Raw genomic sequence first — 25,715 nt, 5'->3', positions numbered from 1 at the left:
GCGCTCGTCAGCCACGCAGGTGCGCGAGAAGCCCGTCGTCCACCGGATACGGGTGCTCCTCGGGAAGCAGGCGCGCCGCGGAGTCCAAGTCCCCGGCGCCGACCAGCGCGTGGATCTCGTGGGCCAGCGGGGTCACATCGCGGATCGACACCGTCCACTCGTCGGCGTAGCGCCGCGCGGCCTCCCCGGAGAGCCCGAGCTGCAGGGACCGGTACGGCAGGGGCCGCAGGCGCAGGTCCCGCTCGGGGTCCCACTGCACTCGGGTGGGCGCCTGCCTCAACCGGCGCTGCCAGGCGGCCCGGTCGGGGTGCAGCTCGGGCACGTAGTGGGACAGGCACGCATGACGCAGGGCCCACTCGAAGCCGTCCCTGCTGATCTCGACGGCGAGCACGGTCTCCTGCGCGGCCTTCGCGCCCCAGCCGCAGCGGTACATCATCCACAGGAAGGACGGCTTGACCCAGGTCATGCGGTCCCGCTTCCACACGGCGGGAAAGCGCCCGTCGCGGGCCGCGGGCAGGCCGATCTCGGGGGAGTACGCCTGGTAGACGGTGATCGTGGACTCCGCGTAGGCCGCGCGGATCGCGCGTTGCGGTTCGTTCATGCCGGACAGCGTGGCGGAGTGCGGGAAGGGGCGGCCACCGATTTTCCCCGCCGGGCGGCGCCGCCCCCTGCCGCGGCCGCTACTCGGCGGCCTTCGGCCCCGACTGCTGCACCACCTCGAACGACCACAGCGTGGACCCGCTGGCCGCGGGCTTGGGCCGCTCGCCGCCCTCCGCGTGGTCGCCACCCTGGTGGGCCGCCTTCATCGGGCCCTCCATCCACGCCTTGAAGGACTCCTCGTCGCGCCAGCGCGTGTAGACGAGGTACTGGTCGGTGCCCTCCACGGGCCGCAGCAGCTCGAACCACTCGAACCCGTCGGAGCTGTCCACGGTGTGCGCCCGGTGCGCGAAGCGCTTCTCCAGGGTCTCGCGCTGCTCGGCGGGAACGGTCAGTACGTTGATCTTGACTACGCTCATGGACTCATCCTGCCCCACCGCACCCCGTGGCCGGGCACCGCCCCGCACACCGGGCGCCCAACGACACCCCGGGCCGTGCACTGCCCCGCACACCGGGACACAACCCCCCGTCACAGGTCCTCGGCGAGCAGGACCCGCAGCTCCTCGCCCGCGCCCCACCGGCGCAGCGCGGTGCCGTCGAGCAGCCGGGTGCGGCCGTCCCGGCGCGCCCACTGCATGTCACGGGCGGCGAAGGTGCCCCGGTGCACGACCACGCGGAGCACCTCCTGATCCGGCTTTCCGCGGACCGCACGGGGGAGCGGCGGCTCCTCGTCGGGCAGAGGCTCGGCGACCGGCCGGAACGCCACGTCCAAGTGGTAGCCGTCGGTGTTGCGGGCCCGGACGCGCGGCCGGTCGGGGGCGGGGATCAGGCGTACCCGCCAGCCGTCCCGTCGCAGCATCCGCGCCACGGCCAGCGCGAGCCCCTGGGTGTCGAGTTCGAGGAGGTCGTCCGGCGTGTAGTACCCGGTCCGCCGCCGCGCGCCCGGCCGCCGACGGCGCACCCAGAGCACGAGGACACCGACGACCACCACCACACCCGCGACCGGCACCGCGATCCCCGCGGCCCGGTAGCCCCAGGCGAGCAGGGCCACCAGGGCGCACACCGACGCCACCACCAGAACGAGCGCGGGCAGCACCTCCCGGAACCGCGGCCCGTACAGACCACCGGCCCGTAACAGCCGTACGGCCTCCCGCCGTTGAGCGCGGCGCGACGGCGAGGGACCGTACGACGAAGACAGGCGCGCCACAGTGTCAGCCCCCCCATGACTCCCCGATGCCACCTGTGGAGTGGATACCCGCTGCGGGGTCAAATACCGGGCGGGGAAGGGGAATTGGGGCGCTGGACGGGCAATGGGAAAGAAGTCAGGGCGTGGTGAGCAGCGAGTCGTCCTCCGGGCGGGCGCCGGGCAGTTGATGGCGGGCGGCGATCAGGGCCGCGTCGATGTCCTTGGTGCCGGTGGTCACGCAGAGGGTGTACGCGAGGTCGTCCATCCTCTGGCGGGCTTCCGCGCTGCCGTTCTCGGCGTGCAGCACGCGCAGTGTCTCGTACTGCGCGAGCAGGTTCTTCAGCACGGCGGGGTGTGCCATCAGCATGGAGGGCCTCCTGGTCGTCGCTGTTCAACCGCTGTCCCGCCCCCGTGTGCCCCGACCACCGTCGATCATGCGTGCCTGCCGCATAATCGCTTGCCGGACAGTCACGCGCACGGGTGCAATGTCCCGCGTGATCACCGAGGCGGGCCTGCCAGGAGGCGACGACGTATGAACACGCCGGCATCGTCGGGAGAAGCCGTCCGGATCGGCGCCCTCGCCCCACTGACCCGGCCGGGCTGGGCCGAGGCGGGCCGGCACCTGCTCACGGGGCTCGAACTGGCCGTTGAGGACGTGAATGAGGCGGGCGGAATCGGCGGACGCCGGATCGAGCTGCTGGTCCGGGACACAGCGGCGGACCCGCGGCGCGCCGAGGCCGCCGTGGACGAACTGGCCGACCTGGGCGTCGCCGCCCTGGCGGGGGAGTACCACAGTGTGGTCGCCCGCTGCGCCGCCGCCCGTGCCGACGCCCGCGGACTGCCGTACCTGTGCTCCTCCGCCGTGCTCGACGCGCTCACCGAGGAGCCGAGCCACTGGGTGGCCCGCCTGTGCCCCGCGCAGTCCCACGGCTGGCGGATCTACGCGGACTTCCTCCTCGCCGAGGGCCACAGCCGTATCGCCGTCGTAGCCCAGCACAGCGTCTACTGGGCCTCCGGCACCCGCATCCTGCGGGACCACCTCGCCGCACACGGCGGCACGCTCGTCGAACTCGACGCCACCGCGCTCTCCCCGCGGGCCGTGTGCGACGGACTGGCCGCCGAACAGGCCACGGCCCTCCTGCTCCTGGTCGGCACCCCGGACCCGGCGGTGCCGATCGTGAACGCGGTCCGCCGCGACGAGCGCCTCGCCGGTCTCCTGATCGGCGCACCGGCCGGACAGCCGGAGTTCCCGGAGTGGGCGAAGGAGCTGGGCCGCGACGGCACCGCGATCCCGTTCCTGCGCTACCTGCCCGACCGCCTCACCCCACTGGGCACCCAAGTCGAGGCGGCCCTGCGCCAACGACTCGCCGTGGCCCCGTCCTTCGTGGCCTTCGAGGGCTACGACACGATCGTCGTCCTCGCCGAACTGCTCCGTACCGGCGGAGCCTCCGCGCCCTGGGCGGACATCGCCGTGGAAGGCACGCGCGGGAGCATCCGTTTCTCCCGCGTACCCGGGATCGGCGTGTGGCAGTGGGCGTGGCCGCCGGTCCAGGTAGTGGACCGGGATCCGACGGCACCCGACCGATTCAGGGTCCGCCACACGGGCTGACCGGCCCTGGGCGGTGTCCGCGATGTCTCGTGTGCCGCCTGCCGCCTGCCGCCTGCTGCTTGCTGTCTGCCGCCCGGCACGCTCTCCCTGGCCTTCGACCCGCCAAGACCCCGACTCGCCGCACCGGACGCCGCCAGGCCCGCCCTCGGGACGGACACGCAAGGACACGCAACCTTGCGGACGTGCCCCAGGGGAGGTCAGGGAATCCGTACGCCCGTACCACCCACGCGCACCCGCCGGTCCCCCGCCCGCAAGGTCACCGTCAGCTCCCCGGGCCGCCCGAGGTCCTCGCCCTGATGCAGGGTGAGGACGGACTCCTCGGGCACCAGCCCCAGTTCACGGACGTACGCGCCGAAGGCGGCGGCAGCGGCCCCGGTCGCCGGGTCCTCGACGACACCGCCGACCGGGAAGGGGTCCCGGACATGGAACACGGTGTCCGACTCCCGCCACACCAACTGGACCGTGGTCAGGTCCAACCGGTGCATCAGCGCTTCGAGGCGCGCGAAGTCGTACGAGAGATCCGCCAGGCGCGCCCGCGTCGCCGCCGCCAGCACGAGATGCCGGGCACCGGCGAAGGCGATACGGGGAGGGAAGGCCGGGTCGAGATCGGCGGCCGGCCAGTCCAGCGCGGCGAGCGCCTCGGCCAGGTCGCCCTCACCCACCGGCTCCACCTTTGGCTCGACACTGGTCAGCGTCGCCCTGACCGCCCCGCCCTCTTCCGTGACCAGCACCGGCACGGTCCCGGCCCGGGTCGCGAAGACCAGCTCCCCGGTGCCGATCCGCTCGGCGAGCGCGACGGCGGTCGCGACAGTGGCGTGACCGCAGAACGGTACCTCGGCCTTGGGGCTGAAGTAGCGGATGCCGTACGTCCGTCCCTCCGGCCCCTCGACGCCCTCCGGCGGGCCGGTCAGGAACGCGGACTCGGAGTATCCGAGCTGCGCCGCGATCGCCAGCATGTCGTCGTCGCCGAGGCCGGCGGCGTCCAGGACGACACCGGCGGGGTTGCCGCCCTCGGGGGAGTTGGAGAAGGCGGTGTAGCGCAGTACTTCGGGCTGAGCGGGCTGAACGAACTGTGTGGTCATGTGCGAGCCAACACAGGGCGGGCCGGTGTCAATTCCCAGCGGTCCCACCAGGTCGTCGTACGTCTCAGGACGCGGCCCTGGGACGCGCCCCCGGACCGGGCCGCGCCGACACATCCCTCGGAGCCAGCGCGACATGCTCCTCCGCGCACTCGACGACCACCCGGACCGGCGCCCCGCACTCCGCGTGCCGCATGTCCAGGACCGGCCCCGCGGGATCCGGTGCGTACGTCTCGCCCCACTGGCGCAGGGCGACGAGGACGGGCCACAGGTCCCAGCCCTTGCGGGTGAGCCGGTACTCGTTGCGGGCCCGGCTGCCCGGCTCCTGGTAGGGAACCGTGCGGAGAATGCCGGCGGCCGTCAGCTTGCGCAGCCGGTCGCTCAGGACCGCGTCCGACAGGCCCATGTGGCGCCGGAAGTCGTCGAACCGGCGGACGCCGTTGGCGGCGTCCCGCACGATCAGCAGTGTCCACTTCTCGCCGACCAGATCCAGCGTGGTCTGGACGGGACAGTTCTCCGTGCTGACCTCAAGCCATTCCATGCCCCCATGCTACGGGCTGACTTTTTCTTTGACAGCCAGGCGCTCGCCCAGCTAGCTTCGAATGACGAAGTCAGCCGAGCGGGTCAGCGGAGAGGACACCGGAACATGGGACGGTCACGTACCTACGAGTGGGACGACCCCGCGACCAGCGCCGCGGCGGTGGGCGCCGCCTCCGGCATGGACTTCCTGCGGGAGATACAGGCGGGCCGGCTGCCCGCGCCACCGATCGCCGCGACCCTCGACTTCACCCTCGACGAGGTGGCGGAGGGCCGGGCGGTGTTCTCGATCGTGCCGGGGGAGGAGCACTACAACCCCATCGGCAGCGTGCACGGCGGCGTCTACGCCACCCTGCTCGACTCGGCGGCGGGCTGCGCCGTGCAGTCCACGCTCCCGCCCGGAGTGGGGTACACCTCGCTCGACCTGAACGTGAAGTTCCTCAGGCGGATCACGTCGGACACGGGCCGGGTCCGCGCGATCGGCACCGTCGTCAACCGTGGCCGCACCACGGCCCTCGCCGAGGCCCAACTGGTCGACGCCGACGACCGCCTGCTCGCCCACGCCACCAGCAGCTGCCTGCTGTTCCCGGTGACTCCTCCGGCGGCCTGAGAACGCGAGCACGGACTGGCGGCCTGAGGGTGCGAGTACGGGCTGACGGCCTGAGGGTGCGAGCACGGATCGATGACCTGAGGGCCCGAGCCCGGACCGACGGCCTGAGGGCCCGAGCCCGGACCGACGGCCTGAGGGCCCGAGCCCGGACCGAGGGGCCTACCCCCGCGCGTCCGGGTCCTCCTCGGCGCCCGGCAGCTCGTTGTGGCCCTCGGACCAGTGGTTCGTCCATCCGCAGACCCCGCACGCATAGCGTCCGTTGACCCCCGAGACCTCGGCGCCGCAGCCGCGGCAGTCCGTGGTGGTGATCTCCTGCGCGTTGAGGAAGGCCGCCGCGGAGGCGGCCGTGTGCGGGCCGGGGACGGAGGGCGGGCGCTTCCTGGTCACGATCGAACCTTATCCGTCCCTTCGGCGTCACGGACCGCCGACGGACGGGCATTCGGGGAACCCGGCAGGACCGTCCCCGTATGTACGGCATACAGTCTTCCCTCACCTTGTCAGCCGAGGCGGGCGGCTGTATAACGTTGTAAATCGACGTCCGTGAAGGGATTGCCGTGCGGGTCAGCCTGAAGGATGTCGCCGCGCATGCTGGGGTCTCCATCAAGACCGTCTCCAACGTGGTGAACAACTACCAGCACGTCACGCCAGCGATGCGCGAGCGAGTCCAACGTTCGATCGACGCGCTCGGCTACCGACCCAACCTCGCCGCGCGCCATCTGCGCAAGGGGCGCACGGGCATCATCGCCCTCGCCCTGCCCGAACTGGGCAACCCCTACTTCGCCGAACTCGCCGCCGCCGTCATAGACGCCGCCGCCGCGCACGACTACATCGTGCTGCTGGACCACACCGGCGGGCGCCGTGAGCAGGAGGTGCTGGTCAGCCAGGGGTTCCGGGCCAGGGTCATCGACGGGCTCATCCTCAGTCCCATCGAGCTGGAGCCCGAGGACCTGCGCGACCAGGCCGAAGTGCCGCTCGTCCTGCTCGGCGAGCGCGACTACGCCCTGCCCTACGATCACATCGCCATCGACAACGTGGCCGCCGCCCGGGCCGCGGTCCGGCACCTGATCGACCTGGGGCGGCGGGAGATCGCGTTCATCGGCGCCCGGCGCGGTCGCAGCGAGCCCGCCCAACTGCGCGTCAGGGGCTGGCGGGAGGAGCTGGCGGCCGCCGGACTCCCCGCGGACGACGGGCTGGTGGCCGCCACCGACGGATGGGGGCACGCCGACGGCGCCGACGCCATGGCGCGCATCCTGGAATCGGGGCGCCAACCGGACGCGGTCTTCGCCTACAACGACCCCATGGCCATCGGCGCCATGCGCGTCCTGCACGAACGCGGGCTCAGAGTGCCCGAGGACATCGCGGTCGTCGGCTTCGACGATGTGGTCGAGGGGCGGTTCGGCGCGGTCACCCTCACCTCCGTGTCACCGGACAAGGAGGCCATCGGCCGGCTGGCGGTCGAATCGGTGCTGGCCCGGCTGAGCGGCGGCGGCGAACTGCCCGAACCGCGCCGTGTGTGGGCGGACTACCGCCTGGTGCAGCGCGAGAGCACCCTCGGACGCGCGGCGGGGGAGAGATCCGCCCAGGGCTGAACACCCCGCCGCGCGGGCCCTGTTGCCCACCGTTGCCCGAACCCTGTTGATCTTTGGCGCCGCAAGCTTGTTGCCTGCGGCGCTTCTTGTTGTGCCCGCTGCCTCGCTGTCCCCCGTGCGGTGCGTGCACGGGGGGTTTACAGCGTCCTTCCAACGATGTAAAAACCTTCGTGCGGCGGGTCGAACAACCTCTGCCGCCAGGGGAGAAGCGCCACTCTGCTCGACGTTCGTTCGATTGCTTGATCTCTGCCCGTTCACACCTCCCCAGTTCCCTTCCAGCGTCACCCGGATCGGGGTCACCATGCAGCGCACCACGCACCGTCGTTCCCTCGCCCGTCCAGTGGCCGTCTCCCTGGCGGCCGCGGTGGTTCTCACCGCCACCTCCTGCGCCAAGTCGGAGGACGACGCGGCCGGCGGCAACTCCTCCGCGACCGCCGCGGGCGCCGAACAGAAGGTCGCCTCGCCCGCACCGGGCTCCAAGACCTGCACCGTCGACGCCTACGGCGCCGAGAAGATCGACCTGAAGAACGCCACCGTCGGCTTCTCGCAGTCCGAGAAGGAAGCCAACCCGTTCCGTATCGCCGAGACGCAGTCCATCAAGGACGAGGCCAAGAAGCGGGGCGTCAAACTGCTGACGGCCAACGCACAGTCGCAGTTCTCCAAGCAGATCAGCGATGTGCAGGACCTGCTGGCCAAGGGAGCCGACCTGCTGGTCATCGCCCCGCTGAACTCCGACGGCTGGGACCCGGTCCTGCAGGCCGCGGCGGCCAAGAAGGTGCCCATCGTCACCATCGACCGCAAGATCAACGCCACCGCCTGCAAGGACTATGTCTCCTTCATCGCCTCCGACTTCGTCGAGCAGGGCAAGCGCGCCGCGGACCAGATGATCGAGGCGACCGGCGGCAAGGGCGAGGTGGCGATCCTGCTCGGCGCGGCCGGCAACAACGTCACCACCGAACGCACCAAGGGCTTCAAGGACCGTATCGCCGAGAAGGCACCGGAGTTGAAGGTCGTCTTCGAGCAGACCGGCGACTTCGCCCGCGAGAAGGGCCAGCAGGTCACCGAGCAGCTCATCCAGTCCAACCCGAACATCAAGGGCATCTACGCCGAGAACGACGAGATGGGCCTCGGCGCCGTCGCCGCCCTCAAGGGCGCGGGCAAGAAGCCCGGGGACGTCAAGATCGTTACCGTGGACGGTACCCGCAACGCCGTGCAGGGCATCGTGGACGGCTGGATCAGCGGTGTCATCGAGTCCAACCCGCGCTTCGGCCCGCTCGCCTTCCAGACCCTCGACACCTTCACGCAGGGTGAGGAAGTCGCCCAGGACATCGTTATCGAGGACGGCGCATACACCAAGGACAACGCGAAGAGTGATCTCGGCAAGGCGTACTGACATGCCCGAAGAAGTCCTGGCCGTCCGCGGACTCGGCAAGACCTTCCCCGGCGTCCGGGCCCTGGACGGCGTGGACCTCACCCTGCACGCCGGTGAGGTCCACGCCCTCATAGGGGAGAACGGCGCCGGCAAGTCCACCCTCATCAAGCTCCTCACCGGCGTCTACCGCCCGGACGCCGGGACCATCGTCTTCGAGGGCCGCGAAGTCTCCTTCGCCACCCCGCTGGAGGCGCAGAAGGCGGGCATCTCCACCATCTACCAGGAGGTCAACCTCATCCCCCTGCTCAGCGTCGCCCGCAACCTCTTCCTGGGCCGCGAGCCCCGGAACCGGTTCGGCGTGCTGGACATGGCCCGGATGAACCGGGAGGCCGAGGAGACCCTGGCCACCTACGGAGTGCGGGTGGACGTGCGCAGGCCCCTGCGCACCCTCGGCGTCGGCGCCCAGCAGATGGTCGCCCTGGCCCGCGCGGTGGCCACCGACGCCCGCATCGTCATCATGGACGAGCCGACCTCCTCCCTCGAACCCCGCGAGGTGGAGACCCTCTTCTCGGTCATACGACGCCTGCGCGACGCCGGTATCGCGGTGGTGTACGTCAGCCACCGGCTGGACGAGCTGTACGCCGTGTGCAGCACCGTCACCGTGCTCCGCGACGGCCGCCGCGTCCACCACGGACCGCTCGCCGAACTCGACCGCCTCCAGCTGGTGTCGACGATGCTCGGCCGGGACCTCGGCGAGGTCCGCAGCGAGGGCCTGACCAAGTTCAGCGGCGACCACAGCGCCGCCACCGACGAACCGGTGCTGGAAGCCAAGGAGCTGACCGCCACGCACCAGCTCCACGGCGTCTCGGTCAGCATCCGCCCCGGCGAGGTCGTCGGACTCGGCGGCCTCCTCGGCTCCGGCCGCACCGAGACCGCCAAGGCCATCGCCGGTGCCCTGCCGCTCGGTTCGGGCTCGGTCACCGTGGCCGGAGTCCCGTTGCGCGCGGGCTCCACCCCGGCCGCCATCCGGGCCGGGATCAGCCTGCTGCCCGAGGACCGCAAGAGCGAGGGCATCGTCCCCGGCCTGTCAGTACGGGAGAACATCGCCCTGGCCGTCCTGCCCCGGCTCTCCCGCTTCGGCCTGGTCTCCGAGGCCAAGGTCGACTCGATCGTGGACACCTTCATCAAACGGCTGCGGATCAAGGCTTCCTCGCCGCAGCAGAAGGTGGGCGAACTCTCCGGCGGCAACCAGCAGAAGGTGCTCCTCGCCCGCTGGCTCGCCATGAACCCCAAGGTGCTGCTGCTCGACGAACCCACCCGCGGCATCGATGTCGGAGCCAAGGCCGAGGTACAGAAGCTCGTGGACGAACTGGCCGCCGACGGCCTGGGTGTCCTGCTCATCTCCTCCGACCTGGAGGAACTGATCGAAGGGTCCGACCGCGTGGTCGTACTGAAGGACGGCGCCGTCGTCGGCGAGCTGAGCGGCGACGACGTCACCGAGGACAACCTGATGCGCGCCATCGCAGGCAGCGACAACCTCCGGGGGGTGACCGCCGATGGCTGAACTCGCCCTGCGCACCCCCTCGTTGGACAAGGACCGCGTTCTGCAGTGGCTCCAGCGGTACGGCGTCTACGCCGGCGTTGCCGTGCTGCTGGTGGTCAACATCGCCATCACCCCGCACTTCCTGTCCGCGGAGAACTTCCGCACCCAGGCCGTCCAGGTCGCCCCCGTCATCATCGTCGCCCTGGGCATGGCCCTGGTCATCGGCACCGAGGGCGTCGACCTGTCCGTCGGCGCGGTGATGGCCCTGTCCGCCTCCGTCATCGCCCTCTACCTCGGCTACGGCCTGTTGCCCGCGCTCCTCGTGGTGGCCCTGTTCGCGGCCGGCGTCGGACTCGCCAACGGGGCGCTGGTGGCGTTCATCGGAGTCCAACCCATCGTCGCCACCCTGGCGTTGATGGTCGGCGGCCGAGGCCTGGCACTGGTGCTGCTCCCGCAACTGGAGGACCTGCGCAACCCCACCCTGGCCTCCCTGGGCTCCGGCGACGTGCTCGGCTTCCCGTACCTGATCCTGGTCGCCGCCCTACTGGCCCTGATCGTCGCGTTCGTGGTCCGCCGCACCACCTTCGGACGCCAGCTCCTCGCCATCGGCGACAGCCGCCCGGCCGCCCAGCTCGCCGGACTGCCCGTGCGCCGGGTGCTGATCATCGTGTACGTGGTGAGCGCGCTGCTCGCCGCCGTCGCGGGCGTCCTCGCCACCGCCCGGCTCCAGGCCAGCGACCCGACCTCGCTCGGCAACCTGATGGAACTGTCCGCCATCACGGCCGTGGTGGTCGGCGGCACCCCGCTGACCGGCGGCCGTGTGAACATCGCGGGCACGGTCGCCGGAGCCGTCCTGATCCAGCTCCTGACCGCCACGCTCATCAAGCACGACCTGCCACCGTCCTGGACCCAGATCGCCCAGGCCGTCGTGATCGTGGCCGCCGTCTACGCGGCCCGGGGACGGGGGAAGCGATGACCACCACGCACACGGACGCCCCCATGACCCCTGCGCCCACCGGGCCCATCGAGAAGACCGAGCAGACCGGGCCCAGTCGCGCCGACCGGATCAGCGCCCTGCTCCAGCAGCACGGTGCCCTGGCCGTCCTGGTGATCGTCTCCCTGGTGGCGTCGTTCTCCTTCGACACCTTCGCCACGGGTGACAACATCACCAACATGGCGACCAGTTCGGCGTTCCTCGCCATCGTCGCCCTCGGCATGACGTTCGTGATCATCACGGGCGGGATCGACCTGTCCGTCGGTTCCCTGTTCGCGCTCGGCGGCGTCCTGGCCGCCTGGGGATCACGCCACGGCACCCTGGTGGCCCTGCTGCTGCCACTCGCGGTCTGCGGGCTCATCGGCGTCGTCAACGGACTGCTCGTCGCCCGCTCCCGGCTCGCGCCCTTCATCGTCACCCTCGCCGCCATGCTCGGTGCGCGCGGACTGATGCTGGCCCTGACCGACGAGGGCGCCGAGACCTACCTCGTCACCAAGGGCTCCTTCCTCGCCGAACTCGGCCAGGGCACCACCCTCGGCCTCGGCAACCCGGTGTGGATCACGCTCGGTCTGTTCGTCGTGGGCGCCGTCGTGCTGCGCCGCACCCGGTTCGGGCAGCACGTCTATGCCGTCGGCGGCAACGAGGACGCGGCGGCCCTGATGGGCGCCCCCGTGGCCCGTACGAAGATCCTCGTCTACACCCTGTCCGGACTGCTGGCCGGACTGGCGGGCGCGCTCAACGCGGCCTGGCTGGCGTCCGGTGTGACCATCCTCGGCAATGGCATGGAACTGGAGGCGATCTCGGCGGTCGTCATCGGCGGCACCCTGCTCACCGGCGGACTCGGCTACGTCAGCGGCTCGTTGGTCGGTGTCCTGCTGCTGAAGGTGATCCAGAACGTCATCAACCAGATCGGCTCGCTCGACTCCTCCTACCAGCAGGTGGTCAGCGGCGCCTTCCTCGCCGTGGTCGTCATCGCCCAGACCTGGCTGGGCCGCAGACGGCAACTGATGTGACGGACCCCGGACAGGCGGCGGGCGCGAGAGCCCTGCCGCCTGTCCGGTTCCGGGCGGCCGAACGCACACGCGTCGGCCGCTTTCCCCTGTCCCGCCCAGAGCCTGCCCGGGGCGTTGGCGGGCATCGCCGGTCGCGGACTGCTGCAGTCGGCCGGCTTCACCGAGGTGAGTGTGAGCGCGGAGGCCCGTGTGGCGTGCGATCTGTCGCCGGATTCGGGCCTTCCTTCTGCCAAAACCCTGTCACCGCGGTCGCCGGCCTCGAACGGTCCGACGCGCTCGTCGCGGGCGCCGGAGGGCGACGCTGTGCGTCGTTCGGGCTGTGTGTTCCGCGAGCAGCTCAGAGCCCCGCCGTGGCCGTCCCGGCGGGCGGCCTGCGGCGGAACAGGAACGCCGCCGCCACGCCCGATATCAGGCCGACCAGATGGCCCTGCCAGCTGACACCGGTCTGGGTGGGGGCTATCCCGGTGAGGATCGAGCCTCCCCAGACCGCGGCTATCAGCACGGCGACCAGCACCCCGAGCGGCCGCCGTTCGACGAAGCCCGTGGCCAGCAGGAAGCCGAAGAGACCGAAGACCAGACCGGAGGCGCCCGCCGTATTGCTGTGTGCCGGGGAGAGCAGCCACACCCCCAGCCCGTCCGCCACGATGATCAGCGCGCACACCGCGGCGAACCGGCGCAGCCCGCCGAGCGCCGCCAGGAAGCCGAGAACCAGCAGGGGCACGCTGTTCGCGGCCACATGACCGAAGCCGAAGTGCAGGAACGCGGCCGGGACGACATCCGTCAGCTCCGCGGGGTCCCGGGGGACGATGCCGAAGTCGTCGAGGGCATGGCCGGTGGCCGCGTCCACCACTTCGAGCAGCCACAACAGCGCGACCCAGCCCAGCATCAGCCCGGCCGCGACCCTCACACGGTCGCCGCGCGACCACTGCACCGGCGCATCGGACATGGCAACCCCCGCAATCACTCGTCCCTCGGGGAAACGCACGGCACCCCTTGGCCGGTTCCCGCCCCGCGCGGCCGGACAGGATCGGGCCCCGAACCCGGTCGAGCCACAAGAGACGGCAACGGCCCCGGTGGCGGGAGCCGTGCACCTCCCGCCACCGGGGCCGCTTCAGAGGTCCCGCGGATCAGGGCTTCTCGTCCGCGTACAGGTCGCCCACCTCCTCGGCGGTCAGCGCCTTGTCGAAGGCGTGGACCTCGTCCACGGCGCCGTTCCAGAAGTCGACCTTCGAGCCGTCCCAGTGCGCGCGGCCCACGGTCAGTGGCCCGGTGCTCGGGAGGGCCGCGCCGCCGGTGTTGGTTGCCGTGAGCTCACCGTCGACGTAGAGGCGGATCTGGTTGGTCGTGGCGTCCCGGACGCCGACGAGGTGGTACCAGCGGCCCCGCTCCACACTGACCGGAGCCGTGGCGCGGCGCTCGTCGGGGGTGCTGAAGGCGAAGTTGCCGTGTCCGTACTGGAGGTAGAAGGAGTTGGCGGTGGCGCGGGAGTCCTGGCTGACCGCGGTGGCGTAGTTGCCGGGGAGCTGGTCCAGGCGGACCCAGGCGGCCACCGAGTAGCTGCCCGCGGTGTCCAGCACCGGGCCGGCGGTCTCGGCGTACTGCTTCTGCCCGTCGAACTTCAGCGCGCTGCCGCTGACGCCGGGTGTCCAGGTCGCGCCCTCGCGCAGGGTGAGGGGCCGGTCGTTCGGGCCCTCGTCGGCGGCCGTGGTGCCGGTGTTCTCGTCGAGCTTCCAGTGCCCGCCGCCGGTGAGCGGCTTCCTGTCGCCCGCGGCGGCGCCGGCCGCGATGATCCTGCGGTTGATGTCCCGTACCGGATCCGGGTCCACCTTGATCTCGCGCCGGTCGTACGTGTAGAGGCCGTTCAGCTCGTTCTCCAGGTCGGTGATCTGGGTGTAGACCGAGCCGGACAGCTCGGCGCCCGCCTGGTCGAGGTAGTACTGCCCGGTGTTCTCCACGTACTTGCGGGTCAGCTCCGCCTTGGTGGTGACGCCGCTGTAGATCACGGTCGGGGCGCCCGGCCACATGTGGCCCGGGGTGCGCAGGGTGAAGCCGCCGTGCTCGCCGTCCATGGCGGCCCGCCGCTCGTCCGGGAAGGCGGGGTCGGTGTTGTTGTAGTCGTGGTGGTCGATGATGTCGCCGCGGCCCGAATCACCCTTGGAGTTGCAGCAGTTGACCCCGCTGTGGGCGTTGACGACGCGGGACGGGTCGGCCTCCTTGACCGCGTCGGTGATCCGGCCGGTCTCCTCGCGGTTCCACTCGCCCCAGCCCTCGTTGAAGACGATCCAGCCGATGACGGACGGGGAGTTGTGATGCTGCCGCATCATCTCGCGGCCCTGGTCGACGAAGGCCTTCTGACCGGTCTCGTTGGTGATGTTGCCGGAGACGAAGTCCTGCCAGACCAGCAGGCCCAGCTTGTCGGCGTGGTAGAACCAGCGGTCCGGTTCGACCTTGATGTGCTTGCGGACCGCGTTGAAGCCGAGCTTCTTGTGCGCCTTGAGGTCGAAGGCGAGGGCCTCGTCGCTGGGCGCGGTGTAGAGGCCGTCGGGCCAGAAGCCCTGGTCGAGGGTGGCCAGGGAGAAGATCGGCTTGCCGTTCAGGACGAGCTTGTTGAAGCCGCCGACCTTCTTGATGCCGACCTCACGCATGCCGAAGTAGCTGCTGATCCGGTCGGTGCTGCGTCCGTCGGTGAGCCGGACGTCCAGGTCGTAGAGGTAGGGGTCGTCCGGGGTCCACAAGTGCTGCTTCGCCACCGGCAGTTGCAGGTCCTTGTTGGCCGGGCCGCTCACCCGGCCGACGACCTTGCCGCGTGCGTCACGGGCGACGGCCTCCACACGGGCGGTGGACGAGGCCTCCTCGGAGCGGACCTTCACGGCGAGCGTGGAGGTGTCGATGTCGGGCGTGGCAACGATGTCGTCGATGGACGAGGCGGCCACGGGTTCCATCCACACGGTCTGCCAGATGCCGGAGGTCTGCGTGTAGAAGATGCCGCCCGGGGTGTTGGTCTGCTTGCCCATGGGCTGGTCGGCGCCGCCGGTGTCGGTGACCGCGACCACGATCTCCTGCTTGCCGCTGCCCTTGAGCGCGTCGGTGATGTCGACGCTGAAGGCGTTGTAGCCGCCGGTGTGGTCGGCGACCTTCTTGCCGTTGACGTAGACGCGGGACTTGTAGTCCACGGCACCGAAGTTGAGCTTCAGCCGTTGGTCCCGGTCGCCCTTGCCGACCTTCCAGCTCTCCGGTACGTCCACGAGCTTGCGGTAGAACATGTGGTCCTCGTGCCGCTCCAGGCCCGAGAGCTGGGACTCGACCGGGAACGGGACGATGATCTTCTCGTCGAGGTTCTTGCCGAAGACCGGCTGCTCGCCCTCCTTGGCACCGCTGAACTGCCAGGGCCCGTTGAGGTTCTTCCACTGGGACCGCACCTGCTGGGGGCGCGGGTACTCCGGCAGCGGGTGCTTGGTGTCGACCTTGTCGCCCCAGGGGGTGGTGAGCCGGTGGGCGGAGTCGTTCTCGGCGTAGCGGATGAGCTTGGGCACGCCCTCGCCGCCGACGCTCAGGCCGCCCTGTCCGTCGTAGGAGACGCGGACCTGCTGGTTCGTCTGGATCGGCTCGGAGAGGGTGACGAGGACGGAGTCGCGGTCCCCGGGGTAGGCGGCGACCGAGCGGACCGGCATGGCGGTGGTGTCCGCCTCGATCTTCAGGTGCTCCTTGACCGAGGCGAGTCCGCCGACGCGGCCGTCGAAGCGCAGGCGCACCCGCTTGCCGTCCTCCTTGACGGACGGTTCGACCGGGTAGACCTCGAAGTCGTCGGGCGGGGTGAACGCCGACATCGGCACGAGCTGCTTGGGCAGTGTCGGGGTCGACCAGCGCAGGAACATGTTGGCGCCGCCGGTGTCCTGGAACATCTCCAGCCGGAACTCGTGGGGTTCACCGGCCGTCAGCCGCACGGGCCGGCTGGTCTGCTCGCGGTCCCAGTCGCCGACCCAGTGGTCGATGACAGGCTCGCCGTCGATGAAGAGGCGGAAACCGTTGTCACCGATGGCGTAGAAGGTGTAGTCGCCGGTCGTGGGCGCGGTCAGCTTGCCGGTCCAGCGGGCGGTGGTGTGTTCGTTCCGGCCGGTCAACTCCTCGAAGGTGCTGGTCAGTCCGGAGAAATTGATCTGCGGATCGAGCAGGGTGCCGCCCAGTTCGGCGAAGTCACGGGCGCCGGGGGCGGACATCCGGAAGTACTCGCCCTTCAGACCGTGGGTCTGAACGGCGGCCTGCGCGGCGGCTGTTGCGGATGTGCCCGCCGACTGCTCGGCGGCGACCGCGCTGGGCATCAGGCCCATCGGGGGGAGGGTCAGGGCGGCTGCCGTGAGCAGCGCCCATATGGCTCTGGGGCGGGTGCGGTGTTCTGTCATGGAACCTTTCCTCGTGCAGAGGCCGTGACCGGTGGGGTGCCCGGCACCGCCTTTTCAACGTTGGAAACCCGGTGACAGCGGTATGACAGCACGGCCTCACAGGGCTGTCCAGACCTCGCGCAGCACACAGTTGAACGGGCATCACGAAAGGCGCGATCCCGGCCATGGCGACAGACGGGTCCCCGGCCGCCACGAGGGGACGGCCCTCGGCACGGCGAAACGCCGACCCCGTCCCGCCCGCCGTCAGCGCCCGATGTCGTCCGCCGCCGAGACGAAACGCAGGGTGTTGTCGCTCACCCGGTACAGGAACCAGCCGGGGTCGTCGAGAGCCTCGAAGAACTCGCCGTCGGCGTCGTAGCTGACCCGGCGTGTGATGCCCTGCCAGGGCTTGCGCAGGAGTTCGGAGCGCAGGGTGGAACGCGCGTCGTCGCCCGCGGCGGTCAGGCCGTACGCGGCGAAGCGGACGGTGTCGTACGCCTCCGCCGCCCAGGGTGCGGGGGCGGTGCCGTAGCGGTCGCGGTGCGCCTTGGCGAAGGCCTTGCCACGCGGGTCGGCGCTGGTGTCCGTGTACCCCGTCCCGATCAGCCAGCCCTCCGCCTCCGCCAGGAACCGGGTGCCGAGCGCGTGTTCGTCCGTCACGCACGGCCCTCGGTACCCCGCCTTGCGCAGGGCACGGGCGCAGGCCGCCGCCCGGTCGGGGTGGGCGCCCGCGAAGAGCACCGCGTCGTCGCCCCGGTCGGCGATCCGCCGGGCCGCGGCGTCGAAGCCCCGTCCTTCGGCGACCTCCTCCACCGCGACCTCGCCGGTGAGCTTCTGGTACACGGTGACGCTGCGGACCGTGGGCAGGGTCGCGTCGGCGTCGGTGAGATCGTGCACGACCGCCGTGCGGCCCGGTTTCACCACCCGGTTCAGATAGCGCACGATCGCCGGGGGCCCGGCCGTCTTCGTGGGCCGCATGAGCAGGGTGGAGGTGACGTTGATGGTGTCGAGCTCGTTGGTGTCGGCCCGCACCACGAGGTGGGCGACCCCGGCCTGGGCGCACGGCTGCACCACGGCGGGCGCCGTGGCGTTGCCGCCCGCGTCGATCACGACGGCCACCCCCGGGTCCTCGACCAGCCGGCCGACGGCCGCGACCGCTCCCTTCGCGGTGCCGCCGCCGTCGGCGATGCGCAGGACGAGGTCGAAGGCCCGCCCCGCACGGGCGTTGTGCTCGCCGACCGCCAGCCGCGCCCCGCGCTCGTGGGCGGTGAACACGTCGTCCGCCTTGTCGCCGAGCAGCCCGACGACGCGGCGCGGCAGTGTGCCGGAACCTGTCGTGCCGGACGGCTGTGAGCGCCCCCAGCGCCACCAACTGCCCACGCCGATCGAGCCGACGCCCAGTGCCGCGCCGCCCATGGCCAGTACCCGGCGCCGTGTGGCGGGCACCGCCTCCGGGGCAACGGTCTCGGCCGTCACCGGGGACGCGTCGAGCACCGTGCCCTGCGGCACCGGCAGGTCCAGCACCCGCGCGGCACGCGCCGCGACCAGCGCCGGCAGCCCTTCCGGCAGCCAGGTCCGCTCGTCGAACTCCTCGAAGAACTCCCGGAGTTCACCGACCGAGGGCCGCTCCTCGGGCTCCTTCGCCAGACACCGCCGTACGATCCCGTCCAGCGCCTCCGGTACGCCCTCCAGATCGGGCTCCTCGTGCACCGTCCGGTACAGCACGCCCGCCACACCGCCGTGCCCGAACACGGGGCGGCCGGTGGCCGCGTGGGCCAGGACACAGCCCAGCGAGAACACGTCGCTCGGCGGCCCCACCGTACGGCCGCGCGCCTGCTCCGGTGAGAGGTAGCCGGGGGAGCCGATGACCGAGCCGTCGGTGGTCAGGGCGGTCACCCCGACCGCCCGCGCGATACCGAAGTCGATCAGACGCGGGCCGTCGGCGGCGAGCAGGATGTTGCCCGGCTTCACGTCCCGGTGCACCAGACCGCCGGCGTGCACCTCCTCCAGCGTCTCGGCCAGCGCGGCACCCAGGCTGCGCAGATGCGCCACCGGCCACGGCCCGTACCGGGCGACGGCCTCGGCGAGAGAGGGCCCCGGCACATAGGCGGTGGCCAGCCAGGGGGAGCGGGCCTCGGCGTCGGCCGCCACCACCGGCACGGTCCACCGCCCGCCGAGCCGCTCGGCGAGCTGGGTCTCGCGCCGGAAGCGGGCGCGGAACCCCGGGTCGTCGGCGTGCTCGGCGCGGATCGACTTCAGCGCACACCAGGTGCCGTGCGGGGAGCGCGCCAGGTACACCACGCCCATCCCGCCCGCGCCGAGCCGTGCCGCGAGCCGGTACTCACCGATCGCGGACGGGTCGGACGGCAGCAGCCGATCCACGCCACGCCCCCCTCTGTGTGCCCAACCGTCCGACCCCGCCTCAGCCCCGGGCGGAGCTCAGATCCGCCAGCGACCCGAGCTGCTGGAACCGCCCGTCGCGCACCTCGTGGATGTAGGTGCCGCTCAGCCAGCCGTTGTTGTCGGTGGTGAACTGGTGGTAGTCACCGAAAGCGTACGTCCGGGCGATGCCCTGGTACGTTGCCTCGGCCAGCCGCTCACCGAGTTCGGCCCGCGCCGGCCGGCGCCCCTTGCGCTTCGGCACCGTCCGCTCGAACTCGGCGAGCAGCAGCCGGACGGTGTCGTACGCCTCCGCGGCGTAGGGCTCCGGAGCGGCCCCGTAGCGCTTGCGCCACGCGGTGGTGAACTCCCGTGCCTCCTTGCTGGTCAGGGCGGAGGGATCGACGGCGGCGTCAACGACGTACCACCCCTCGCCCGCCGCCCCCGCCGACGTGGGGAAGTCCGAGCCGTGCAGCAGGTGCTGCATCCAGCGCGGGCCGTCGAACCCGGCCTCGGCCAGTCGTTCGGCGGCGGTGACGGTGGCGTCCAGGGGGCCGAGGTAGGCGAAGGCGGTCACGTCGGCGGCGAGCAGTTCGCGTACCGCGACCGGGCCGTCGCCGGTCTCCTCGGCCACCACCCGCGGCACCACCTCGGCCCCGAAGCCGTCCCGCCACTGCTGGATGAGCAGGGTGGCCTGGTCCTGGATGGTCGTGCCGCCGGAGCGGTCCAGCACCACGCCGAGACGCCCCAGCCGCCCGGTCATCTGGGCGTGGAAGGCGATCCACGCCCCCAGCGAGGCGTGCGCGACTCCGGTCTGGAACGACACCTTGGGCGAGGTGACGTAGTAGTCCTGCTGACCGGTCGTGCTCGACGCGTGCGCCAGCCCGGCCTGCCCGTACACCTTCGCCGCCGACCGCATCGGCAGCTCGGTCACCGGGCCGAGGACGGCCATCACGTCCCGGTCCGCGGTGAACCGGGACGCCACCTGCTGGGCACTGGCCGCGTCACCCTTGTCCCGCAGCACCCGGACCTTCAGGTCGTACGCGCGGCCGCGGGTCGCGTTGTGCCGGGCGACGGCGAGCCGGGCGGCCCGCTCGCTGACCCGGCTGACCAGGTCGGCGGACTCGGAGGTGTGCACGCCAAGGACGTACGTCGGAGGGGAGGCGGTGGGCTTGTCGTCATCGTCGTCGCGGCCCGTGAGCCATACGGCGGCGCCCGCGCCGGACGCGGCGAGCAGCAGCCCCCCGCCGGCCAGCAGCAGTCGGCGCCGGCTCGGGCGGCCCCGTTCCTCGTCCCGGGGGTCGGCGGGCAGGGTCACCGCGGCGGACTGGTCCACCTCGGTGGGTTCGATGTCGGGCAGCGCCAGGCCCTCGGCGGAGCGCGCGGCGATCATGCGGGTGACCGGGTCGGGGAGTCGCAGGCCGTCGTCCTGGCCGTCCTCGGTCAGCAGCGACCTGAGTTCCTCGGCGCCGGGCCGCTCGTCCGGCTCCTTGGACAGGCAGCGGGCCACCAGGGCACGTGTGTCGTCGTCCTCGATCCCGTCGAGCGCGGGCTCGTCGTGGACGGTGCGGTACAGCAGGGCCTCCGGCGCGCCGGTACCGAAGGGCGGGCGGCCGGTCAGGGCGTAGGCGAGGACACCGCCGAGCGAGAAGACATCGCTGGCGGAGGTCGCGGTGTGGCCCTGGGCCTGTTCGGGGGAGAGGAAGCCGGGGCTGCCGACGACCATCCCGGAGGCGGTCAGCGCGGTGTCGTCCTCGGCCCGCGCCACGCCGAAGTCGATCAGCCGGGGCCCGTCCAGAGCCAGCAGCACGTTTGCGGGCTTTACGTCGCGGTGGACCAGCCCGGCCGCGTGCAGGTCGACGAGGGCGTCGGCGAGCAGACGGCCCAGGGAGCGCGCGGTCGTGACCGGCAGCGGGCCGTGCTCCGCGACGGCCTCGACCAGGGAGGGCCCGGGTACGAACGCGGTGGCCAGCCACGGCTCGGCGGCCTCGGCGTCCGCGCCGAGCACCGGCACCACCCAGCGGTTGGTCACCCGCCGCGCCAGCTCGACCTCACGCGCGAACCGCGCCCGGAACTCGTCGTCGCCCGTGCTCTCCCCGCGGATCACCTTGACCGCGGCGAGCGTGCCGTCGGAGTCCCGGCCGAGGTAGACCACACCCATGCCGCCCGCGCCCAGCCGCCGCAGCAGCCGGAAGGCGGCGATACGGGACGGGTCGGAGGGAATCAGCGGCTCACTCATCGCCTGCCCCCTTCCCGTCACTGTCGCCGGTACTGTCCTTGCCCTCGCTGCCGCCGATGCTGTCGATCTCGGCCGCGGTATGCGTGACTCCCTGCGCCACGTCCGAGGCGAGCTGCCGCGCCTCCTCCTTGCTGTGGCCCGCTCCGATCCGGTCGGTGGCGGCCACGGTGACCGGGCCGAGCCGGTACTTGAACCAGTCGAAGACGAACTCGCCCTTCACCCCGTCCACGAGATACGTCCCGGTCTCGACGAGGTCGTCGTCGGTGACGCCGTTGCGGCCCTCGGCGAACGGATCGGCCCGTGAGAACAGCCCGCGCACCCGCTCGGTGGCGTTCAGCCGCTGGTCCGGGCAGCGCAGCGCCTCCTGCAGGGAGGCGGCCATGTCGCGGCGCGCGGCCTTGGTGTCCCGGTGCACGGTGACCGTGAGGGAGACCTGTACCGCCCCCTTGCCGTCCTTGGCCGGGAGGACGAACCTCCGGGTGAGGCTGGCCAGCACGGTCTTCGGCAGCGTTTCCCGCTGCCACACACACTCCTCGTCGAGTACGGCCCACTCGCCCGGATCGCTCTCGTAGGGGCTCGCCTTGCGGAAGCCGGTGCCGAAGTGGTCCGGTCGCGTATCCAGCCCGCGTACGAACTCGACCGCCTCCGCCCGGGTACGCGGCGCCCGCTCCTCGGCCATCGTGTACGGCTCGTTGACCTCCTCGGCGGATTCCGGCGCCGACGGAGCGGCGCTCCCGGACGGTTTCGCGTCCCGCGCCGGAGCCGTCGGCTTCTTGTCGCCGTCCGTCCCGTCCGCCCCACTGGTGCACCCGGCCAGCAGTAGCGTCCCCGCCACCGCTGCCACGACCGGTCTCCACTCGGTCATCGCAGCCCCCCCTCACAGGTATCGAAGCGCGCGCCCGCCCCATGGCGACACGCATGTGAAGGAAGTGTGGCGCACCGTACGGCGTTCGAACTCCAACTCGACTCGTCTGGAACGGACTTGACACATTGCCACCGGCCGCATGCGGAACGGTTCCGGCATGTCGCCATGATCCCTCTCACATCCGCGACCCCGCCCGTTCCCGGCGGCCCGACTGAAACCGATTCGAACGGGCACTCGCCTGGTCAACAACGAGTGAGGGGCGGTGTACGCACATGGAGATATCAGGCATCCTCAGCGCGATCGTCATCGGCATCGTGATCGGTGTTCTGGGACGGCTCGCAGTCCCGGGGCGTCAGCGCATCGGCATCCTGTGGACGATCACGATCGGCATCGTCGCCGCACTGGTGGGCACCGCCATCGCCTCCGGCCTGGACGTCGCCGACACCGACGGCGTCGACTGGGTGGAGTGGCTGATCCAGATCGCCCTGGCGGCCCTGGGCGTCGCCGCGGTCCACAAGATCAAGCTGCGCTGACGACCGTGCGCGCGGCTTCCCGGGAACCCGGGTCGCACGCGCGCACGGCCTGCTCGGACAGCCGTGGTCACTTCAGGTACGGGCCCGGGGCGCCGATCCGCCCCGTGCCGTTGAGCACGTACACCCGCAGGTTGCCCTTGCCGGGCGCGGCCACCGTGAGGGTGCCGTCGGTGACCTGCCGGACGTCCCCGGTGACGGCGTCCACGTAACGGCCGTTGGGGACACCGGAGAAGGTGGCCCCGTCGGTCACGGTGACCAGCGCGAAGCTGTCCGTCGATCCGCTGGTGAAGCGGCGCTTGAAGGCCATGCCGCCGGAGATGTTCTCGGTGGAGTACTGGCCCATCTGGAGCGCCGGTATCGCCCGGCGGATCTGGTTCAGCCGCTGCACATGCTTGACCAGCGGCTTGTCCAGCGTGCCGGCGACGGCCCCGGAGGCGGACTCCACCTGCGAGAAGTCGGCCGCCTTCACCTCACCGGCGAGGTGGTCGCCGAAGTAGGCCCGGCCCGTGGACGCCAGCGGGCACGAAGGACCGCAGTCGATCTTCTTCCCGGCCTGGAACTCGATCTCCGAGCCGTAGTACAGCGTCGGGATGCCACGGAAGGTCCACATCAGCGACATGTTCTCGGCCCAGGCGTCGGTGCCGCCCGTGTAGCGCTCGCTGGACTTGTTGGGGCCGTAGTCGTGACTGTCGACGTAGACGACGTTGTACGTGGCGTCGTTGTAACTGTCGTCCGAGTCCTTTCCGTTGGAGAAGGCGTTGTGGGCGTCACCGAAGTTCATGTGCATCCGCATGTCGATGACGTTCATGCCGGAGAACTTCGAGTGGTCCGGGGTGTGGTAGCTGTTGCCCTGGAGGAAGGCGTTGGTGGAGGTCGGCTGGTTGGCCGTGCCCAACTGCTGCTCGTACTCGTACATCTCCAGCGCCGCCTTCGCGTCGTCGGCGTCGTACTCCTTGCGCTCCTTCCAGGTGTAGAACTGCGCGGAGTGGTTGACCGAGCCGCGGTTCCACTTGTCGTTGACGAAGGCGGCGACCTCGCCGAAGACGAAGAAGTTCTTCGCCGCCCCGGCGCCGAACCGCTGGGTGACCCGCTCCTGGATGGCGGGCAGGAAGCGCCGGTTCCAGGTGGTGCGCGGGATGTGCACGGCGGTGTCCACGCGGAAGCCGTCGACGCCCATGTCGATGTACTTGTTGTAGGCGCCGATCAGATAGTTCTGCACGGCCGTGTTCTCGGTGTTGAAGTCGGCCAGGTCCTCGTGCAGCCAGCACGAACGGGAGTCCTCGCCCTCCCAGTTGCCGATCCAGCACCGGTGGTAGAAGGAGCTGGGGAACATGCCCGAAGTGGGGCTCGGCCACTGGCAGTTGTACAGGGTGTACCCCTCGGCGCTCTTCCCGCCGGTCGGCTTGCCCCAGTTGACGCAGGTGTTGCCGGACGGCTCCGCCGTCGACCACAGGTCGCCGTTGTAGTACGACTTGCCGCTCTTGGGCTCGACGGTGAGGCCGTCGTACTCGAAGCCGTCGTTCTTCTCGTCGTAGTACCAGCTCCACTGCGCGTCCCGGACGCCGTACACCTTCGGCGTGAACAGCCCCTTGGCGCCCCAGCGGGAGGAGTGGTTGTAGACGACGTCCTGGTAGATCTTCATGCCCTTGGCGTGCGCGGCGTTGATCAGGTCCTGGTAGGAGGCGCCCGCCGACTCCAGCCGGGGGTCGACCTTGTAGAAGTCGTAGCCGTGGTAGCCGTGGTAGTCGTAGTCGGAGCGGTTGAGGACCACCGGGGTGACCCACACGGCGGAGAAGCCGAGGGACTTGATGTAGTCGAGCTTCTGGATCAGGCCCTTGAAGTCGCCGCGGAACATGGGGTCGTCGTTGGCGGCGTTGCCCGACTTCACGTGCTGGCTGCCGCCGCGGTTGTTGGAGCTGTCGCCGTCGTGGAAGCGGGCGGTGAGCACGAAGTAGATGGGGTCCTTGCGCGGGTCGGTGCCCAGCGGCGTGCCCGGCGCGGGTTCGTCGGGCTTGTCGCCCGTGGTCACGCGGACCGGGTCGGAGGCGGGGGAGACGTTCCCGGCCGCGTCGACCGCCCGGACCGTGTAGGTGTACTCGGTCCGCTCCTCAAGTCCGGTGTCGGTGAGGACGGTTGAGGAGACATCCGTGACGGTCGAGCCGGCGCCGCCGCTCCGGGTGACCTGGTACTTGGCGACGCCCTCGTTGTCCGTGGAGGCCTCCCAGGTCAGGATGACCGAGACACCGTCCGCACTGGCACTCACCGCAGTGGGGGCGGTGGGAGCCTCGGTGTCGGGGGTCTCGGCCTCGCAGGGGTCGTCGGCGTCCTCGACGACCGTACGGTTCTTCACCGTGCTGGTACCGGCCGGGATGGTGTAGTCGGCGCCGTTGTTGTTGTCCCAGGTGCCGTTGCCGTTGTTGAAGGCCGCCTTCAGCGAGGTGGCCGAGCCCAGGGCGACGGTCTGCTTCCACCACCCGGTGCAGGCGGCCTGCATGCCGATCCCGGGGACGGTGGTCCAGCTCCCGCCCGCGGGCTGGTAGTGGATGTTCGCCGTCGACCAGCCGAACGCCTCGGTGGAGTAGTACACGGTGGCCGTGTTGTCGGACGGCGTCCCCGGATCGGCGCAGGGATCGGAGTGCGAGACGACACCGTCCTTGACGGTGATGTTCCCCGTGCCCAGCGCGTAGTTGGCGCCCGCGTTGTTGTCCCAGGTGCCGCTGCCGTTGTTGAAGGTGGCCTGGAGACCGGTGGCCGAACCCAGGTCGACCGTCTTCTTCACCCAGTCCGTGCAGGCCGCCTCCATCGCCACGCCCGGAACGGACGTCCAGGAGCCGCCGTCCGGGGCGTAGTGGAGGTTGTACTGGGACCAGTTCCTGGTCTTCGTGTAGTAGAAGACCGTCGCCGTGCCGGCCGTCTCCGCGACTTGCTCCGCGGGCAGGTCGCCCGGTCGGGGCACGGCATGCACCAGGCTCAGCAGCGAGCCGGTGATCACCATCGCCGTCAGCGGCCGTCTCAGCCGCCGGGCGGGACTGCGTTCCATGAGACTCCCTCGATTGCAGGCCGCGCCAGGCCGCGGAGGCCGCCGCACACACTGGCGCAAGAATCGTCAGAAAGTTGCTGCAAGTCCTTGCGGGGCTGGAAATTACTGCCGCGTGAAGTCGGCGTAAAGAGATCTGACACGGCCTTCTGTG

21 protein-coding genes are annotated in these 25,715 nt (G+C 71.0%); 8 read left to right on the top strand and 13 right to left on the bottom strand.

Annotated elements, in window-relative coordinates:
* Nucleotides 1-7 precede the first annotated feature (7 nt).
* From ACZ7L7_RS13875 to ACZ7L7_RS13860, 4 genes are all read right to left on the bottom strand, one after another.
* Complete coding sequence (locus tag ACZ7L7_RS13875) at nucleotides 8-601, bottom strand: DUF4291 domain-containing protein (protein ID WP_285512531.1); 594 nt, start codon at nucleotides 599-601, stop codon at nucleotides 8-10.
* A 79-nt stretch (nucleotides 602-680) separates the two neighbouring features.
* A complete protein-coding gene (locus tag ACZ7L7_RS13870; RefSeq protein WP_285512530.1) occupies nucleotides 681-1,016 on the bottom strand; it encodes an antibiotic biosynthesis monooxygenase family protein in 336 nt (111 codons plus the stop codon).
* Between the two features lie 110 nt (nucleotides 1,017-1,126).
* On the bottom strand, nucleotides 1,127-1,804 hold the full coding sequence (locus ACZ7L7_RS13865) for a hypothetical protein (RefSeq protein ID WP_285512529.1): 678 nt from the start codon (nucleotides 1,802-1,804) through the stop codon (nucleotides 1,127-1,129).
* A gap of 115 nt (nucleotides 1,805-1,919) precedes the next feature.
* On the bottom strand, nucleotides 1,920-2,150 hold the full coding sequence (locus tag ACZ7L7_RS13860) for a DUF5133 domain-containing protein (RefSeq protein ID WP_285512528.1): 231 nt from the start codon (nucleotides 2,148-2,150) through the stop codon (nucleotides 1,920-1,922).
* Between the two features lie 165 nt (nucleotides 2,151-2,315).
* Here ACZ7L7_RS13860 and ACZ7L7_RS13855 point away from each other — a divergent pair, with 165 nt between their 5' ends.
* Nucleotides 2,316-3,392 carry an ABC transporter substrate-binding protein gene (locus tag ACZ7L7_RS13855; protein WP_285512527.1) on the top strand — a complete coding sequence of 359 codons (1,077 nt, stop codon included), beginning with the start codon at nucleotides 2,316-2,318 and terminating at the stop codon, nucleotides 3,390-3,392.
* A gap of 197 nt (nucleotides 3,393-3,589) precedes the next feature.
* Here the strand turns inward: ACZ7L7_RS13855 and ACZ7L7_RS13850 are convergent, their stop codons facing one another.
* Together ACZ7L7_RS13850 and ACZ7L7_RS13845 are read right to left on the bottom strand one after the other, a co-directional pair.
* Nucleotides 3,590-4,474: a PhzF family phenazine biosynthesis protein gene (locus tag ACZ7L7_RS13850; RefSeq protein WP_472075889.1), complete on the bottom strand. Its 885-nt coding sequence runs from the start codon at nucleotides 4,472-4,474 to the stop codon at nucleotides 3,590-3,592.
* Between the two features lie 64 nt (nucleotides 4,475-4,538).
* Nucleotides 4,539-5,012 carry a winged helix-turn-helix transcriptional regulator gene (locus ACZ7L7_RS13845; RefSeq protein ID WP_285512525.1) on the bottom strand — a complete coding sequence of 158 codons (474 nt, stop codon included), beginning with the start codon at nucleotides 5,010-5,012 and terminating at the stop codon, nucleotides 4,539-4,541.
* Nucleotides 5,013-5,117: 105 nt separating this feature from the next.
* Here ACZ7L7_RS13845 and ACZ7L7_RS13840 point away from each other — a divergent pair, with 105 nt between their 5' ends.
* Nucleotides 5,118-5,618: a PaaI family thioesterase gene (locus ACZ7L7_RS13840; RefSeq protein WP_285512524.1), complete on the top strand. Its 501-nt coding sequence runs from the start codon at nucleotides 5,118-5,120 to the stop codon at nucleotides 5,616-5,618.
* A gap of 159 nt (nucleotides 5,619-5,777) precedes the next feature.
* Here the strand turns inward: ACZ7L7_RS13840 and ACZ7L7_RS13835 are convergent, their stop codons facing one another.
* Entirely contained in the window at nucleotides 5,778-6,005 is a 228-nt protein-coding gene (locus tag ACZ7L7_RS13835; protein WP_285512523.1) for a hypothetical protein, read from the bottom strand.
* A 167-nt stretch (nucleotides 6,006-6,172) separates the two neighbouring features.
* Between ACZ7L7_RS13835 and ACZ7L7_RS13830 the strand changes: the two genes are divergently transcribed.
* From ACZ7L7_RS13830 to ACZ7L7_RS13810, 5 genes are all read left to right on the top strand, one after another.
* Nucleotides 6,173-7,207: a LacI family DNA-binding transcriptional regulator gene (locus ACZ7L7_RS13830; protein WP_471429727.1), complete on the top strand. Its 1,035-nt coding sequence runs from the start codon at nucleotides 6,173-6,175 to the stop codon at nucleotides 7,205-7,207.
* A 301-nt stretch (nucleotides 7,208-7,508) separates the two neighbouring features.
* Nucleotides 7,509-8,600 carry an ABC transporter substrate-binding protein gene (locus ACZ7L7_RS13825; RefSeq protein ID WP_285512521.1) on the top strand — a complete coding sequence of 364 codons (1,092 nt, stop codon included), beginning with the start codon at nucleotides 7,509-7,511 and terminating at the stop codon, nucleotides 8,598-8,600.
* A gap of 1 nt (nucleotide 8,601) precedes the next feature.
* On the top strand, nucleotides 8,602-10,143 hold the full coding sequence (locus ACZ7L7_RS13820) for a sugar ABC transporter ATP-binding protein (RefSeq protein ID WP_285512520.1): 1,542 nt from the start codon (nucleotides 8,602-8,604) through the stop codon (nucleotides 10,141-10,143).
* Nucleotides 10,136-11,098 carry an ABC transporter permease gene (locus tag ACZ7L7_RS13815; RefSeq protein WP_285512519.1) on the top strand — a complete coding sequence of 321 codons (963 nt, stop codon included), beginning with the start codon at nucleotides 10,136-10,138 and terminating at the stop codon, nucleotides 11,096-11,098. The genes ACZ7L7_RS13820 and ACZ7L7_RS13815 overlap by 8 nt, the downstream gene beginning before the upstream one ends.
* The gene (locus ACZ7L7_RS13810) at nucleotides 11,095-12,129 is read left to right on the top strand and encodes an ABC transporter permease (RefSeq protein WP_471429730.1); all 1,035 of its coding nucleotides are present in this window, start codon (nucleotides 11,095-11,097) and stop codon (nucleotides 12,127-12,129) included. The genes ACZ7L7_RS13815 and ACZ7L7_RS13810 overlap by 4 nt, the downstream gene beginning before the upstream one ends.
* Nucleotides 12,130-12,466: 337 nt before the next feature.
* On the opposite strand, the gene ACZ7L7_RS13805 is transcribed toward ACZ7L7_RS13810, so the two are convergent.
* From ACZ7L7_RS13805 to ACZ7L7_RS13785, 5 genes are all read right to left on the bottom strand, one after another.
* Nucleotides 12,467-13,075 carry a rhomboid family intramembrane serine protease gene (locus ACZ7L7_RS13805; RefSeq protein ID WP_285512518.1) on the bottom strand — a complete coding sequence of 203 codons (609 nt, stop codon included), beginning with the start codon at nucleotides 13,073-13,075 and terminating at the stop codon, nucleotides 12,467-12,469.
* Between the two features lie 181 nt (nucleotides 13,076-13,256).
* The gene (locus tag ACZ7L7_RS13800) at nucleotides 13,257-16,529 is read right to left on the bottom strand and encodes a LamG-like jellyroll fold domain-containing protein (protein WP_285512517.1); all 3,273 of its coding nucleotides are present in this window, start codon (nucleotides 16,527-16,529) and stop codon (nucleotides 13,257-13,259) included.
* Between the two features lie 243 nt (nucleotides 16,530-16,772).
* On the bottom strand, nucleotides 16,773-18,890 hold the full coding sequence (locus ACZ7L7_RS13795; protein WP_472075885.1) for a bifunctional serine/threonine-protein kinase/ABC transporter substrate-binding protein: 2,118 nt from the start codon (nucleotides 18,888-18,890) through the stop codon (nucleotides 16,773-16,775).
* 40 nt (nucleotides 18,891-18,930) lie between these two features.
* The gene (locus tag ACZ7L7_RS13790; protein ID WP_471429734.1) at nucleotides 18,931-21,126 is read right to left on the bottom strand and encodes a bifunctional serine/threonine-protein kinase/ABC transporter substrate-binding protein; all 2,196 of its coding nucleotides are present in this window, start codon (nucleotides 21,124-21,126) and stop codon (nucleotides 18,931-18,933) included.
* Nucleotides 21,119-21,991, bottom strand: a complete 873-nt coding sequence (locus ACZ7L7_RS13785) for a hypothetical protein (protein ID WP_285512514.1) — start codon at nucleotides 21,989-21,991, stop codon at nucleotides 21,119-21,121. Before ACZ7L7_RS13785 ends, ACZ7L7_RS13790 begins: the two co-directional genes overlap by 8 nt.
* Before the next feature lie 272 nt (nucleotides 21,992-22,263).
* Between ACZ7L7_RS13785 and ACZ7L7_RS13780 the strand changes: the two genes are divergently transcribed.
* The gene (locus ACZ7L7_RS13780; protein WP_285512513.1) at nucleotides 22,264-22,524 is read left to right on the top strand and encodes a GlsB/YeaQ/YmgE family stress response membrane protein; all 261 of its coding nucleotides are present in this window, start codon (nucleotides 22,264-22,266) and stop codon (nucleotides 22,522-22,524) included.
* Between the two features lie 67 nt (nucleotides 22,525-22,591).
* On the opposite strand, the gene ACZ7L7_RS13775 is transcribed toward ACZ7L7_RS13780, so the two are convergent.
* Nucleotides 22,592-25,564 (bottom strand): carbohydrate binding domain-containing protein, encoded by a 2,973-nt coding sequence (locus ACZ7L7_RS13775; RefSeq protein ID WP_472075882.1) that lies wholly within the window; start codon nucleotides 25,562-25,564, stop codon nucleotides 22,592-22,594.
* Nucleotides 25,565-25,715: the final 151 nt, after the last annotated feature.

This window comes from Streptomyces sp. NPDC110618, from assembly GCF_055657065.1.
The sequence above is the reverse complement of the archived record's forward strand: the minus strand, read 5'-3'. Positions and strand labels throughout refer to the sequence as shown.